This window comes from Enterobacter sp. CC120223-11 (genome assembly GCF_900215375.1).
Taxonomy (GTDB): domain Bacteria; phylum Pseudomonadota; class Gammaproteobacteria; order Enterobacterales; family Enterobacteriaceae; genus Scandinavium.
The window spans coordinates 1-15,168 of the sequence record NZ_OBEF01000010.1; the positions used below are offsets into that span (position 1 = coordinate 1).

At 56.5% G+C, this 15,168-nt stretch carries 12 protein-coding genes; 4 read left to right on the plus strand and 8 right to left on the minus strand.

Annotation, left to right across the window (positions count from 1 at the left end):
• Positions 1-24: 24 nt before the first annotated feature.
• The 3 genes from CRO87_RS12805 to CRO87_RS12820 all read right to left on the minus strand — a co-directional run bounded on the left by CRO87_RS12805 (position 25) and on the right by CRO87_RS12820 (position 3,620).
• Positions 25-1,350: an MFS transporter gene (locus CRO87_RS12805; RefSeq protein ID WP_097163332.1), complete on the minus strand. Its 1,326-nt coding sequence runs from the start codon at positions 1,348-1,350 to the stop codon at positions 25-27.
• A 260-nt stretch (positions 1,351-1,610) separates the two neighbouring features.
• Positions 1,611-2,639 (minus strand): inner membrane protein YhjD, encoded by a 1,029-nt coding sequence (yhjD, locus tag CRO87_RS12815; protein ID WP_097163333.1) that lies wholly within the window; start codon positions 2,637-2,639, stop codon positions 1,611-1,613.
• An 81-nt stretch (positions 2,640-2,720) separates the two neighbouring features.
• Positions 2,721-3,620: a LysR family transcriptional regulator gene (locus tag CRO87_RS12820; RefSeq protein WP_097163334.1), complete on the minus strand. Its 900-nt coding sequence runs from the start codon at positions 3,618-3,620 to the stop codon at positions 2,721-2,723.
• Between the two features lie 118 nt (positions 3,621-3,738).
• Between CRO87_RS12820 and CRO87_RS12825 the strand changes: the two genes are divergently transcribed.
• The gene (locus CRO87_RS12825) at positions 3,739-4,497 is read left to right on the plus strand and encodes an SDR family NAD(P)-dependent oxidoreductase (RefSeq protein ID WP_097163335.1); all 759 of its coding nucleotides are present in this window, start codon (positions 3,739-3,741) and stop codon (positions 4,495-4,497) included.
• Between the two features lie 340 nt (positions 4,498-4,837).
• On the opposite strand, the gene CRO87_RS12830 is transcribed toward CRO87_RS12825, so the two are convergent.
• Positions 4,838-5,374: a GNAT family N-acetyltransferase gene (locus CRO87_RS12830; protein ID WP_097163336.1), complete on the minus strand. Its 537-nt coding sequence runs from the start codon at positions 5,372-5,374 to the stop codon at positions 4,838-4,840.
• Positions 5,375-5,516: 142 nt separating this feature from the next.
• On the opposite strand from CRO87_RS12830, the gene CRO87_RS12835 reads away from it, so the two are divergent.
• Positions 5,517-7,103, plus strand: coding sequence for an STY4199 family HEPN domain-containing protein (locus CRO87_RS12835; RefSeq protein WP_097163337.1), 1,587 nt, complete (start codon positions 5,517-5,519; stop codon positions 7,101-7,103).
• 5 nt (positions 7,104-7,108) lie between these two features.
• On the opposite strand, the gene CRO87_RS12840 is transcribed toward CRO87_RS12835, so the two are convergent.
• Positions 7,109-8,761 carry an alpha,alpha-trehalase gene (locus CRO87_RS12840; RefSeq protein ID WP_097163338.1) on the minus strand — a complete coding sequence of 551 codons (1,653 nt, stop codon included), beginning with the start codon at positions 8,759-8,761 and terminating at the stop codon, positions 7,109-7,111.
• A gap of 376 nt (positions 8,762-9,137) precedes the next feature.
• On the opposite strand from CRO87_RS12840, the gene CRO87_RS12845 reads away from it, so the two are divergent.
• Entirely contained in the window at positions 9,138-10,229 is a 1,092-nt protein-coding gene (locus tag CRO87_RS12845; protein WP_097163339.1) for a serine hydrolase, read from the plus strand.
• A gap of 6 nt (positions 10,230-10,235) precedes the next feature.
• Here the strand turns inward: CRO87_RS12845 and CRO87_RS12850 are convergent, their stop codons facing one another.
• The 3 genes from CRO87_RS12850 to CRO87_RS12860 all read right to left on the minus strand — a co-directional run bounded on the left by CRO87_RS12850 (position 10,236) and on the right by CRO87_RS12860 (position 12,937).
• On the minus strand, positions 10,236-10,487 hold the full coding sequence (locus tag CRO87_RS12850; RefSeq protein ID WP_097163340.1) for a hypothetical protein: 252 nt from the start codon (positions 10,485-10,487) through the stop codon (positions 10,236-10,238).
• 184 nt (positions 10,488-10,671) lie between these two features.
• The gene (gorA, locus tag CRO87_RS12855) at positions 10,672-12,024 is read right to left on the minus strand and encodes a glutathione-disulfide reductase (protein WP_097163341.1); all 1,353 of its coding nucleotides are present in this window, start codon (positions 12,022-12,024) and stop codon (positions 10,672-10,674) included.
• 70 nt (positions 12,025-12,094) lie between these two features.
• Positions 12,095-12,937 carry a 23S rRNA (adenine(2030)-N(6))-methyltransferase RlmJ gene (locus CRO87_RS12860; protein ID WP_097163342.1) on the minus strand — a complete coding sequence of 281 codons (843 nt, stop codon included), beginning with the start codon at positions 12,935-12,937 and terminating at the stop codon, positions 12,095-12,097.
• 181 nt (positions 12,938-13,118) lie between these two features.
• Here CRO87_RS12860 and prlC point away from each other — a divergent pair, with 181 nt between their 5' ends.
• Positions 13,119-15,161 carry an oligopeptidase A gene (gene prlC / locus CRO87_RS12865; RefSeq protein WP_097163343.1) on the plus strand — a complete coding sequence of 681 codons (2,043 nt, stop codon included), beginning with the start codon at positions 13,119-13,121 and terminating at the stop codon, positions 15,159-15,161.
• Positions 15,162-15,168: the final 7 nt, after the last annotated feature.

Consider the following 15,168-nt stretch of genomic DNA (forward strand, 5'->3'; position numbering starts at 1 on the left):
GAGGGGGAACAGCGAGAGGCAATCTTACAACGACTGATGCTTCGTCTCATGCGTCAGCACCAGGGCGATCAGCGTCAGGGCTGCCATCGATGCCAGATAGTAGCCGACATACGCCAGGCCATAAGCCCCGGTGAGCCAGGCGGCGATATACGGTGCCACAGACGCGCCCAGAATCGACGACACGTTATAAGAGAACGATGCCCCGGTGTAACGCACTTCGGTCGGGAACAGCTCCGGCAGCAGCGCACCCATCGGGCCGAAGGTCAGGCCCATCAGGCTCAGGCCAATCAGCAGATACGCCATAATCAGCGTCGGGTTGCCGGAACCCAGCAGCGGCTGGAACACGAACAGACCAAACAGAATGATAAGCGAAGTAATGGTGATCATGCTCTTACGGCGGCCAAAGCGGTCGGCCAACAGGCCGGCAATCGGCACCATTACGCCAAAGCCAATTACCGCCATCATCAGCATCCACAGCACTTCGTTACGCGGCAGGCCCAGACCCTTCGGCACGGCAGCGGTGCTGTAGGTCATGGAATAGACGGTCATGATGTAGAACAGCGTGTAGGTGGCCAACATGATAAAGGTGCCGAGAATGGTCACGCGAAGGTGCTTGCTGAGCAGCGTGCCCATCGGTACTTTCACCTGTTTCTTCGCGGCGGCAACTTTGGCGAAGACGGGTGTTTCATGCAGCGAAACGCGCACGTACAGGCCGATGATCACCAGTACCGCAGAGAAGATAAACGGCACGCGCCAGCCCCAGCTCATAAACTGTTCGTCGGTCAGCAGCCAGGAGAGCAGCAGGAAAGTGCCGTTGGCGAAGAAGAAGCCAATCGGCGCGCCGAGCTGCGGGAAGGAGCCGTACAGCGCGCGCTTTTTCGGCGGAGCGTTTTCCGTTGCCAGCAGCGCTGCGCCGCCCCATTCACCGCCAAGCCCTAAGCCCTGACCAAAACGCGCCAACGCCAGCAGCATAGGGGCCAGAATACCGATGCTCTCGTAGCCCGGCAGCAGGCCGATAACGACTGTTGAAATACCCATCGTCAGCAGCGACGCGACCAGCGTTACTTTACGACCTACGCGGTCACCGAAGTGGCCGAACAGCGCAGAGCCGATTGGACGAGCCACGAAGGCAATGGCGAAGGTTGCCAGCGACTGCAGTGTCGCGGCGGTCGGGTCGCCCTGCGGGAAGAAGATATGCGGGAAGACGATCACCGCGGCGGTGGCGTAAATATAGAAGTCGAAGAACTCAATGGCGGTGCCAATCAGCGAGGCGACAACAACTTTATTGCGGGAGTTAACCGGCGCGATGTCCTGCGAATTATCGAGTGTTGTGGTGGCGGAAGTTTGCATAATATTTTCTTATTTTGGGCGAACGAACGGCCATATTACGCACAGCAAAAGCCCCATTTCAATCTGTAACAAAGCGCGGGCGTGGACGAAAAAACGGCAAAAAGCGGATAATTTTCAGCCTGGCAAAATCACTTCTATGAAATGCTTCACATAAATAATTAATTAGCAGATAAAACCAGTTTTTGGTTAAAGAAAAGTTACCGTCTGGATTTATCTGCTAAGAAGGTGGGTTGGGGTGAAATTTCACCCCAACGGTGAGATCAACGATGGGTTTTGCCCGGCATTCGTGGGTCATCTTTGTATTGGGCGGTGGCGATCCACGCGGCGCAAAACAGCGTCAGGCGGGCGAAGAAGTAGAAGAACGCCATCAGCCCCAGCACTGAGCCAAATGCCGCGCCGGAAGGCGATTTCATCAGCGCGGGCAGGGTCCAGGTCATAATGATTTTGATCACCTCAAAGCCGATTGCCGCAATAAAGGTGCCGCGTACAAGCGCCTTTTTGCGCGGGCGATGGCGAGGCAGTCGCCAGAAAATCCAGAAGAACAGCAGGTAGTTAGCAAAAATCGAAATTGCCAGCCCAATCACCTGCCAGGCGGGCTTCAGCCAGTCAATGTAGTCAAGATAGAGCGCCGAGATGATCATCTGCTGGGCGGCCCCGGCAACCGAGGTGATGGAAAGCGTGACAATCAGCGCCACCAGCAGGCCAATCAGCGAAATAAAATCGCGGAAATACTTCACCCAGATTTTTTCCTGATCCTGCGGCGTGCGTTCCCAGACGTCGCGCGACTGGGCGCGAATCGCCTCACGCAGGTTACCCATCCAGTTAATGCCGGAGTAGAGCGCCACCAGCAGGCCGACAATCCCCACGGTGGTACGCTGCTGGACCGCGGTGCTGATGGTGCTTTTCAGCGTGGCGGCGAGCGTCGGGTCGCTGACGTTGATCAGGATCTTATCGAAAATGTCCTGAAGCAGCGTCGGGTGTGAGGCGAGGATGAAACCCCCCGCGGCAAACGCCACCATCAGAATCGGGATCATCGACAGGAAAGAAAAATAGGTAATCGCTGCGCCAAACTGGTTGCCGAGCCGGTCGTTGAAGCGTTCGGCCGCGCGAATCAGATGGGCGATAATCGGCTGGCGCTGCACTTTCTGAGCGGTGCCCGTTGCCTTATTCAGTGCGCCGGTGGCGCGCTGTTTTATGCCATTTTGGGCAGGCTCTTCAGTGTCCATTTTCCTGACGGGATCGTACTCAAGATCCTGCGTGGGGCGTTTTGCGTCGTTTTCCGGCGTCATCAGGTGCGTAATCCTTTCTTTCATAACAAAATGAAATTATAGCCGATGAGGTGTCGATACTTATCCGAAACTTCGCGTGCGTCAGTCTACGTAGCTTTTGAGGATCTCCGTCAGCCACTCCATAAACAGGTGCACTCGGCGGGAGAGGTTGCGGCGATGCGGGTAGATAAGCGACACCGGCATCGGCGCCGCGCGATGGTGCGGTAGAATTTCCACCAGCTTGCCGCTGCGCAGGGCGTCCTTCACGCCGACGCGCGGCACCTGGATAATCCCCAGCCCGGCGAGGCACGCAGCGTGATAGGTTTCGGTGCTGTTCACCGTCAGCACGCCGCCGGTTTTCAGCCAGCGGGTCTGGCCATCAACGCTGATTTCAAAGCCCTGCGGCCGCACGCCGAGGCTGGTGGCGTAATGCACCAGCGCGTGGCTCTCCAGATCGTCGAGCGATTCCGGGTAACCGAATCGCGTCAGATAGTCCGGGCTGGCGCAGTTAATCACCGTTAATTTGCCCACAGGGCGCGCGACTAATCCGGAATCCTTCAGCGTACCTACGCGCACCACACAGTCGAATCCTTCCCGAATCACGTCCACCAGCCGGTCGCTGCTGCTGAGTTCCAGTTCGATGCCCGGATACTGCTGCAAAAAGGCGGGCAGTTTCGGAATGACCAAATTTCGAGCAACGCCAACGGGCATATCCACGCGCAGTCGTCCGCTGATGCTCCTCGGGTCATGCTGGAACATGCCGTCGAGTTCGTCGAGGTTGCTGAGCAGATCTTTCGCCCGCTCGTAATAGACCATGCCATCCTGCGTAAGCTGCACGCGGCGCGTGGTGCGGTGCAGTAGGCGGATCCCGAGCAGGTTTTCCAGCGCCTGAACCTGGCGCGATACGCTCCCTTTAGGGAGGCCCAGGGTGTCGGCGGCACGGGAAAAACTCTCCAGTTCTGCGACGCGAATGAATAACTGCATTGCGTGAATTTTATCCAAAGCGAACGCCTTTTGTTGTTTTAAATGAAACAATGAAACGTATTTTGCTCTCTTTATTGATTATAAGTCACCTAATAAGCTTCTTCTCAGGGTTCTCCTGTCTGAAATGAGGTTGGTTATGACACAACGTATTGCTTTAATCACCGGCGGCAGCCGCGGTCTTGGTAAAAATGCGGCGCTGAAGCTGGCGGCGAAGGGAATTCATGTTCTGCTGACGTACAACAGCAATCAGCAGGAAGCACAGAAAGTTGTCGCTGAAATTGAACAACTTGGCGTGAAAGCGGCGGCATTACAGCTGAATGTCGCCGATGTTGTTAGTTTCGAAAAATTCGCCGAACAGGTCCAGCAGCAGCTGCAGCAGACCTGGCAGCGCAGCACATTTGATTATTTAGTGAACAACGCGGGTGTGGGTTTATACGGCGCCTTCGCTGAGACCAGCGAAGCGGTGTTCGACGAGCTGATGAACATCCATTTCAAAGGCCCGTTTTTCCTGACCCAGCGCCTGCTGCCGATGATTCAGGACGGCGGTCGTATTCTCAACGTTTCCTCCGGTCTGGCGCGTTTCGCTCTGCCGGGTTTCGCGGCCTACGCTTCAATGAAAGGTGCGATGGAGGTGCTGACGCGCTATCAGGCGAAAGAGCTGGGCGCGCGCGGGATTTCGGTCAACATTATTGCCCCTGGCGCCATTGAAACCGACTTCGGTGGCGGTCGCGTGCGGGATAACGCCGAAATGAATCAGCACATTGCTTCGCAAACGGCACTCGGCCGCACGGGCCTGCCGGACGATATCGGCGGGGCGATTGCGGCGCTGCTGAGCGATGAACTCGGCTGGATGAACGCCCAGCGCATTGAAGTTTCAGGTGGGATGTTCCTGTAATCCACCCTCACCCCGACCCTCTCCCTGAAAGGGAGAGGGAGAAATTCAAAAACAGCGCAAATCAGTCCCCTCACCGCTTTGGGGAGAGGGCTAGGGAGAGAGAGAAATTCAAAGACAGCACAAATCAGTTTCCACGCCGCTTTGGGAGAGGGTTAGGGAGAGGGAGAAATTCAAAGACGGTACAAATCAGTTCCCTCGCCCCTTTGGGAGAGGGCTAGGGAGAGGGAGAAATTCCAAGACAGCACAAATCAGTTTCCACGCCGCTTTGGGGAGTGGGTTAGGGAGAGGGAGAAATTCCAAGACAGCACAAATCAGTTCCCTCGCCCCTTTGGGGAGAGGGTTAGGGTGAGGGGAAATAGTCGCTGCGTAATAACCCCATCAGCCAGTCGTTATGCCACTTCCCGCCGAGCCAGTAGCTTTCACGCAGCTCGCCCTCGAGTACAAACCCCACTTTTTCCAACACCCGACGCGATGCCAGATTGCCAGCTGTAACGGTCGCCGTCAGCCGCCTGAATTTCCCTTCGCTGAAGGCAAAATCGCACACCGCACGCAGCGATTCAGTGCCGTAGCCCTTTCCCTGCGCGGTGGGGGAAAACAGAAACCCGACCTCCGCCATTTCTTTCTCACGCTGGATAAAACCGGTCAGACCAAGCGGCTCACCGCTGCTGGCCTCACGCACGAGCAGGCAAAGCCAGTGTTCTGCACCCGGCGACCAGGGGGCAAGGCGCGATTCGAAAGCGTCGCGAATCTCCGTTTCACTCATCGCGTCCATAACCTGACGCATTACCGCCTGGTTCTGATAAAGCGACAGAAAGAAAGGCCAGTCTGCTTGATGGAGCATTTCGCAGCGCAGCCTGGGGGTGGCGAGCATTATCATCGTCATTATTCCGGGGCTTTTTATAGGTTTATAGGCGAATTAACCCACAATGTTGTGAGGTAACCTACTTTGTAACTGTCTAAAAATAAAAATAAAACCCCGTATTGATCAGGGGAATTTTCCGCCTTGAAAAGGAAAACAGATGCACACGGCATCGCACTACTCTGGTGACCAGTTTGAGCACTGCCTTGGCGTTATCCGTCAGGCTGCTACAGAAATCCTGTCGCTGCTGAACGTTCACGGCGCGGAGGCGAAAGATCCTCGGTGGTTTCTCGAGCAGCTTGAACAGGCTCGCCTGAATCTTGGCGGCTGGGCGAATGTCGCCCGACGGCTCAATCTTAACGATGCCGAAATCAGCGACTTTACCCTGCAGTTACGCCACCTTCAGCAAATCGTACCGGTGTATGAACGCGGGCAGGCGGTGACGGACAACCAGCTGATTGCGGCACTGCGCTTTGTTGCCGCGCTGGAGTTTGTGCGTCAGCAGCAGCCCCTGCTGAAGTTTTCTTCACTCCCCGGAGAAGACGGCAACGCGCGTCAGGAGCAGGCCCAGCGGCAGATGCGGGCGATGACCCTGACCCTCAAAGCGCTCATCAATCAGGCTTTCCCTGATGCAACAAAGCTCAATGATTCGCTGAAGCTGCAATTCGGCGCCGACAGCGTGCGGCGCTGGCTGGCCAACGGCGAAACCGGGGATATCCTTTCCGGGATGTTATTCAGTGACTTAGCGTTGCTCATTGTGGATAAAAAAACCTTTGCCCGTCACTACTCTCCCTTGTTCAACGCGGCGGCGGCACTGACGTTTCTGGCTGAACAGCGCGTCACGCTGCACGCTTTTCTGGACGATTGCCGGGTCATGCGCAACGCAATTCTGGCCCGGCGTCCGCTGACAACCACGGAAATGGTGCTGATCGACAATTACCTGCATCAGATTACCGGCCCGGTGCAGCGCGCCTTTGAACAGGGGCGAACCCGGGTTAACCCGGCGTCGTTTATGGCGGTGGACAGCAATGAGCTTGAGCATTTCTGGGAGCATGCGCGGAGCAAAGATCGGGCGCTGGGAGGCGACAAACATCCGGTGCGCGAAAACATTGAGCCACCGAAAAAAATTCAGGTGCGCAACGAGCAAGACCGCCACCAGATGATTTCCACGGTGCTTTGGGGAACGGTCGGCGTGGCAATGCTGGCCATGGCGTTTGCCGCCCTGTGGCTGTTTAACAGCGTCGCGCCTGCTGAATCAACGGCGCAGGCCAGCGAATCACTGGTGGATGCCCCGGAGCGGGAATCGCCTTCGCCGAGGGAAAAGCTGGCAAACATGGGCGTTACCTGGGATGTGAACAGCCTGCGTTCGGCTATCGATCGCAATGACACGCGAGTGACCACTCTGTTTTTACAGGGCGGCATGACGTGGCAGCTGGCCTGGACGGAGCAGGCGCAGTCTTTTCGTTACAACGAGGTGCTGGAGCTGCTGTTGCGCTATCGGCTACAAATGGACGAGCCTAAGCCCTGTCGCCGGTTTATCAGTACGCTCAGCCACGCGATGTCGGGGGGCGAACCGCTGACGTCGGTGCGCAAAGCCTACCTACAGGCATTCTGCACCACGCCTGCAGTGGTGGAGCGCCAGCGATACAGCGTGTCGCAAGCAAAGCTTCGGGCCGAGGCAACACCGGACGCCCAGCATAAAAAATGGCTGAGCATTCAGTCAGCCATTTACAGCGCGATTAAATAACGCACTCACGGTTCGCCGTAGAGCCCCATCAGACGGCGCACCACGCCGTTAGTCCAGCCGAAGCCGTCCTGCAACGGATACTCCCCGCCGCCCCCTTCCCGGGGCGTGCTGCTGGCGATGTGGTATTTCTCAATCAGCTTGTGATGGCGCTGATAAAAATGGTTCACGGTTTTCAGCCAGCTGCGGGCGATTTCATTGCCGAGCGAGTCGTTGCCGTAGAGCTTAAAGCCCTGGATCGCCATCCATTGCAGCGGTGCCCATCCGTTGGGGAAGTCCCACTGCTCGCCGCTTTCATATTCGGTGGCGAGGATCCCGCCCGGCGTTAACAGGCGCGCACGCACTGCACTTTCCAGTTTTTCAGCCTGTTCATGCGTTGCCATGCCGACATACAGCGGCACCATGCTGGCGGCGGAAAACAGACCCATCTCCTCGCGACGCCAGTCGTAATCGCGGTAGCAGCCCTGTTGGTCATCCCACAGATAGCGCGTCACCGCCGCCCGACGCTCGCTGGCCTTGTGGCGAAACTCCGCCTCGGTTTCCCGATCGCCTTTGGAGCCGGAAATATTGGCAATAGTATTTTCCAGTTTGAACAGAAAGGCGTTCAAATCGATGGGGATAAACTGGGTGGTGCGAATGCTGGCGAGCCGGGTTGGATCGCGCAGCCAGCGAGAAGAGTAGTCCCAGCCGGATTCCGCACCGGCGCGCAGATCGCGGTAAACCTCGTTTGGCGGGCGGCCAGAATGGCGGGCGGTTTCGACGTCTTCGGCCCAGGATTCGTCGCGCGGCGTGTCGCGATCGTCCCAGTAGCGGTTCAGCAGCGAGCCATCCGGCATACGGACCACGTGACGCCAGGCCTGGTTCGGCAACAGATTGCCCGCGCCGTCCATCCAGAATTCATACTCCAATTTCAGATGATCAAGGTAACGCTTGGCGCCGCGCACGCCGTCCTCTTCAAACAGCTCTACCATCAGGGCGAACACCGGCGGCTGCGAGCGGCTGAGGTAGTAGGTGCGGTTGCCGTTCGGAATGTGGCCGTAGCGCTCAATCATCCAGGCGAAGTTGTCCGCCATGCATTTGAGCAGATCTTCGCGACCACTTTCTGCGAGACCGAGCATGGTGAAGTAGGAGTCCCAGTAATAGGTTTCGCTGAAGCGCCCGCCGGGCACAATGTAGGCCTGCGGCAGCGCCAGCAGGGACGACCACGGAATATGATCCTGCGGCTCGCGGGTCAGCACCGGCCACAGCTGGTCGATGTGCTCCTTCAGCGTGCTGTTGGGATCCGAGACGTAGAGATCGCCGTCCGCATTCGGCAGCCAGAAGTGTTCCTCGACAAAGGCTCGCAGGTCAAAGCCGGGCTGGCGTTTTAGCTTGCGAAAGCGGATCAGGACATCCAGCGGATCCATTTTTGGGGCGCAGTCGGGGAAGGTTTTGCTGTCAGCAAAGATACGTGCCGTCTGGACGCGTTCAAAGAGTTCAAGGTAGCGGTCGGCGGGGGTCAGGGCATCAGAGGCGGGCATCCCCTCAATCATCTCCGGTTCCGGCTCGACCTCGGGCATGTCATCCAGTTTTAACTCGCACGGATCCGTGAGATAACTCAGCTCAGGCTCAATGGTCTGTGCTTCGTCGGTGTCCGGGTTACGTAATTTCTGGTTGAGCATAACGGTAAAAACCTCCGGATAACGTCAAAACTAAGGTGCCAAAAATTGGCGCTTCTTTAAGCGTAGACATTCGCTTCGGTCTCCGGGTGTTAAAGCGTGCGCTTCGTCACGTTTATGCGATTTTTCTGTTCTTTCAATTTACGATAAAGCGATGTTTTTACATGAAAATCGGCGAAAACACCGTGAAATGATGCCATTGCACTTTCAGAGCTTTCACTTTGCAACAAAGCATGAATATCGTTAATGTTTGCGCTCCGCCGACCAGCACATATTTTATTCATCTTACGAAACGGGAAGGTTTGCATTGAAAGGGTTAATTATCCCTGGGCTGATAGCGTCTGCTCTGCTCTCCGGCTGTTCCGGAACGCTGTCGCAAATGAATATGCCTTCCAGTGAAGTGAAGCAGGTGGCGCAAAATGGCCGCACGCTTTCCGTTAATGAGCTTGTCACCGAATACATGCAAAGTAAGCAGGTATCGGGCATGGTGGTGGCGGTGATACAGCACAACGGCCCGGCGAAGTTTTATTGCTTCGGGGTGACCGATGCGAAAAACCATTATCCTGTAACGCCGGACACCCTCTTTGCGCTGGGCTCGCTCAGCAAAGGCATTACCGCTGAAGTGGTCACGCTGCTGGTTAACGAAGGTCGTCTGCACTGGGACGACACCCTGAAAACGCTGCTGCCGCCAGACACGCCGCTGAGTGCCGATGCGCAAAAGATTACGCTGCTACAGCTGGCAACACACACTTCCGGATTACCTCGTCAGCCCATGAGCCTGCTCTCGTTGGAGCATCTGGTGGGCTATCTCAGCGACGGTGAGAATTTCTATCAGGATCTGGACAGCGACAGCGTGCTGGGTTATCTCAGCACATTCAATGCGCCGCTGGTGCGCGAACCGCGCTACTCCAACATTGGCTACGCAATTCTGGGCTACGTTCTGAAGTACCAGACCGGACAGTCCATTGAACAGCTTGCCGCAAATAAAATCTTTCAGCCGCTTGGCATGAAGAATGCCAGTTTCCGCCCTGAAAGCCTGCGTGCTTTCCCGTTGCGCGCGCTGGGCCATGCCGGCGATCAGCCGAAATTTATCGCCCGTGGAGCCTTAACGCCTGACTGGCAGTTCAACAACAATATGGTCGGCGCGGCGAGCCTTTATAGCGATGCTCGCGATCTGATTGAATATACCCGGGCGCATTTCTCACCCACGCATAATGAGGCTTTAGATAAAGCCTTCCATGATGTCACCGTAGATTATTTCCCGCGTGAGAAAGAAGCGGCCAATATCGCCTGGATAACAGACTCCTACGGCCAGCAAAAAATTACTTATCAGGTGGGGTATATCGGCGGTTATTCCAGCTACATCGGCTTTGATAAAGCGAACCAGAATGCGGTGGTGGTCTTACAGAACAGCTTTAACTGGAGTAATTATATCGGGCACGCGTTATTAAAACGGATCGCGCCCGAGTAATTCAGCTTACCACTTCTCGTCGCGAGCATCGCGGCGGCCATCGCGGCGGTTTTCACGCTTATCCTGACGGCAATGTGCATTGCTTTTGTCATCGTTTCTGTAACATTCACGCTTATCTTCGCGGCCTTCGCTTCGCGCATCCTGACGAATAGCACGCGCATCCTGACGTTTTTCGCTGTGATATGTTGCCTGGGCCGGTAAAGAAAGCGCCGGAAGAAGCATTGCGGCAGTGACCAGAGAGAGGAACATTTTTTTCATAGAAAAGCCTTACTAAAAAATAAAGAAAACAAGACGTGTATTTTCACGTTGTTCTTTTTTTAGGCTTGTGCAAGTTGTGCGAAAGACAAAGAAGAGTGGTTTAATTTTAAATAAATGCGTGAGGGTGTAAGCCTGAAAAAAAAGCCCCGTATTATCACGGGGCTGATGCTGTAGCGAGTCAGGCTTAGCGCATTGTGACAAACTCTTCTGCCGCAGTTGGGTGAATCGCCACGGTGTTGTCAAAGTCCTTCTTGGTTGCGCCCATTTTCAGCGCCACGGCGAAGCCTTGCAGAATTTCGTCCATGCCGAAACCGATGCCGTGGATGCCGACGATTTTCTCTTCCGGCCCCACGCAAACGAGCTTCATGCGGCACGGCTGACGGTGAGAAGTCACGGCGGTGTACATTGCGGTGAAGGAAGATTTATAAACCTTCACGGCGTCTTCACCGTACTGCTCACGCGCCTGCGGTTCGGTCAGACCCACGGTGCCAATTGGCGGGTGGCTGAACACGACGGTCGGGATGTTGCTGTAGTCCAGATGCTCGTCCGGCTTGTTGTTAAACAGGCGCTCGGAAAGACGGCGACCCGCCGCCACGGCAACCGGCGTCAGTTCGACGGCACCCGTGTTATCGCCGACGGCGTAGATGCCTGGCACGCTGGTGTTCTGGAACTTATCGACAACGATGTAGCCTTTATCGTTGGTTTTCACGCCGGTGGCTGCCAGGTTGAAATTGTCGTTCGCCGGTTCGCGACCGATGGCCCAAACCAGGCAGTCGACCTCGAAGGTCTTCCCGTCTTCCAGCGTCAGCGTCAGGCTGTCATCGGCATTCTTAACGACAGATTTTGGCACTGAGTGCGTGTGCAGCTGCGGGCCTTCAGCGTTCATCACTTCCACCAGCGTTTCCACAATCAGCGGATCGAAGCTGCGCAGCGGCGCATGTTTACGCACGAACAGGTGTGTTTCAGCGCCCAGGCCGTTGATCACGCCCGCCAGTTCAACGGCAATGTAGCCTGCGCCAACAACGGCAACGCGTTTTGGCAACGCAGGCAGCTCAAAGAAGCCGTCAGAATCGATGCCGTACTCCACGCCCGGAATATCAGGATGGCTCGGACGACCGCCCGTAGCAATCAGGATGTGGTCCGCAGTTAGCATTTCGCCGTTCACTTCGATGGTTTTCGCGTCCACGAAGCGGGCAAAGCCTTTAATCACATCCACTTTGTTTTTACCCAGCACGTTGTCGTACGAGGTGTGAATGCGATCGATATAGGCACTGCGGCTGGAAACCAGCTTGTTCCAGTCGAAGTGATTAATAGTGGTATCGAAGCCGTAGTCCGGGCCATACATATGAATGGCTTCGCGGATCTGCGCGGCATGCCACATCACCTTTTTCGGCACGCAGCCGACGTTCACGCAGGTGCCGCCGAGCTCTTTGGCTTCAATCAGCGCACACTTCTGGCCGTACATGGCTGCGCGGTTGATCGAGGCGATGCCGCCGCTGCCGCCGCCGATGGCGATGTAGTCATAATGCTTGGTCATAGCTTCTTCCTTAATCGTTGATTGCCGCGATTGTATACCTGGAATCCATAGGTTCCACCGATGGTTGTGATTACTCCGGCACAATCCAGCTGACGGTGGCGTGGCCCGTGCCCGCAGGCACCAGCTTTTTGTGCAGCCACGGCAGCACGTTGTTCATCTGCTGTTCGAGTTTCCACGGTGGGTTGATAACGATCATGCCAGAAGCGGTCATGCCGCGCTGGTCGCTGTCCGGACGCACCGCCAGTTCGATTTGCAGGATGCGGCGAATGCCGGTGGCTTCAAGATCCTTGATCATACGTTTGATTTGCGCGCGCAGCACAACCGGGTACCACAGTGCGTAGGTGCCTGTGGCGAAACGCTTGTAGCCTTCGCTGATGCCGGAAACCACCGCCTGATAGTCGGTTTTGATTTCGTACGGCGGGTCAATCAGGATAAGACCACGGCGTGAGGCTGGCGGAAGCTTGGCCTTCAGCTGCTGGTAGCCATCGGCTTTTGCCACGCGGGCGCGGTCGTCTTTCTGGAACTCGGAGCGCAGCAGCGGGAAGTCGCTCGGGTGCAGTTCGGTCAGCTCCAGGCTGTCCTGCTCGCGCATCAGCTGACGGGCAATCAGCGGCGAGCCCGGGTAGTAGCGCAGCGTTCCGCTGCGATTAAAGTGCTGCACCACGTTGATGTAAGGCTCCAGCTCCGCAGGCAGGTCATCCTGCTGCCAGATACGGGCGATGCCTTCCAGATATTCACCGGTGCGCTCGGCGTGCTCGCTGCTCAGCTGGTAACGACCGGCACCCGCGTGGGTATCGAGATAAAGAAACGGTTTTTCTTTCTCTTTGAGCGATTCAATGATCAGGCTCTGAACGGTGTGTTTGAGGACGTCGGCGTGGTTGCCGGCGTGAAAGCTGTGGCGATAACTGAGCATGGATTAAGGCATTCCGGTGAACTGAAAACGAAAGTGATGCCACAGTATACCGAAAAGTCGCCGCGGCCGCGAAAAGGCATTGCCTGACATTGAAATCCTCTACACTTAACCCCATTGTGTGAAGATATCGACAGCGCCGGAACGTGCGCCTTATTCACTCTTTTTCAACAGGACAGCGCTTATGACTAATCCATTACTCACGCCCTTCGACCTGCCGCCGTTTTCGAAAATCCAGCCTGAACACGTGGTCCCTGCCGTTACCAAAGCGCTGGACGATTGCCGCACGGCGGTAGAAAGCGTGGTTGCCCAGGGCGCGCCATACAGTTGGGAAAGCCTTTGCCAGCCGCTGGCCGAAGTGGACGACGTGCTGGGCCGTATTTTCTCGCCAGTTAGCCACCTGAACTCCGTCAAAAACAGCCCGGAGCTGCGCGAAGCCTATGAGCAGACGCTGCCACTGCTGTCCGAGTACAGCACCTGGGTCGGCCAGCACGAAGGGCTCTATCAGGCGTATCGCGATCTGCGCGACGGCGACCATTACGCGAGCCTCAACACCGCGCAGAAAAAAGCAGTGGATAACGCGCTGCGTGACTTTGAGCTCTCCGGGATTGGCCTGTCGAAAGAGAAACAGAAGCGCTACGGCGAGATTGCCGCGCGCCTGTCTGAGTTAGGCAACCAGTACAGCAACAACGTGCTCGACGCGACCATGGGCTGGAACAAACTGGTAACGGACGAAGCGGAACTGGCAGGCATGCCGGAAAGCGCGCTGGCGGCAGCAAAAGCCCAGGCCGAAGCGAAAGAGCAGGCAGGCTATCTGCTCACGCTCGATATCCCGAGCTATCTGCCGGTGATGACCTACTGCGATAACCAGGCGCTGCGTGAAGAGATGTATCGCGCCTACACCACTCGCGCTTCCGATCAGGGCCCGAACGCCGGGAAGTGGGACAACAGCCCGGTGATGGAAGAGATCCTCAAGCTGCGTCATGAGCTGGCACAGCTGCTGGGCTTCGAAAGCTACGCCTTTAAATCCCTCGCCACCAAAATGGCGGAAAACCCGCAGCAGGTACTTGATTTCCTGACCGATCTTGCCAAGCGCGCCCGCCCGCAGGGTGAGAAAGAGCTGGCTCAGCTGCGTGCCTATGCGAAAGCAGAATTTGGCGTGGATGAACTCCAGCCGTGGGATATCGCGTATTACAGCGAAAAACAGAAACAGCACCTGTACAGCATCAGCGACGAGCAGCTTCGCCCTTATTTCCCGGAAAACAAAGCCGTTAACGGCCTGTTCGAAGTCGTTCAGCGCATTTACGGCATCACTGCCAAAGAGCGCAAAGATGTGGACGTCTGGAATCCGGAAGTGCGTTTCTTCGAGCTGTACGATGACAAAAACGAACTGCGCGGTAGCTTCTACCTCGACCTTTACGCCCGCGAACACAAGCGCGGCGGCGCGTGGATGGATGACTGCGTTGGGCAGATGCGCAAAGCTGACGGCTCGCTGCAAAAACCAGTGGCGTACCTCACCTGTAACTTCAACCGTCCGGTGAACGGCAAACCTGCGCTGTTCACCCACGATGAAGTGATCACCCTGTTCCATGAGTTCGGTCACGGCCTGCATCACATGCTGACCCGCATCGAAACTGCCGGTGTCTCCGGCATCAGCGGCGTGCCGTGGGATGCGGTCGAACTGCCGAGCCAGTTTATGGAAAACTGGTGCTGGGAGCCGGACGCCCTGGCGTTTATCTCCGGCCACTATGAAACCGGCGAGCCGCTGCCGAAAGCGCTGCTAGACAAAATGCTGGAAGCGAAAAACTATCAGGCGGCAATGTTTGTTCTGCGCCAGCTGGAGTTTGGCCTGTTCGATTTCCGCCTGCACACCGAGTTCAACCCGGAGCAGGGCGCAAAGATCCTCGACACCCTGGCTGAAATTAAGAAACAGGTTTCCGTGATTCCGGGGCCATCGTGGGGCCGCTTCCCGCACGCTTTCAGCCACATCTTTGCCGGTGGTTACGCGGCGGGCTACTACAGCTATCTGTGGGCCGACGTGCTGGCGGCAGATGCGTTCTCCCGCTTCGAAGAAGAGGGGATCTTCAACCGTGAAACCGGGCAGTCGTTCCTCGACAATATTCTGAGCCGTGGTGGTTCCGAAGAGCCGATGACCCTGTTCAAACGCTTCCGTGGCCGTGAGCCGCAGCTCGACGCAATGCTTGAGCACTACGGCATTAAGGGCTGACGCGTTC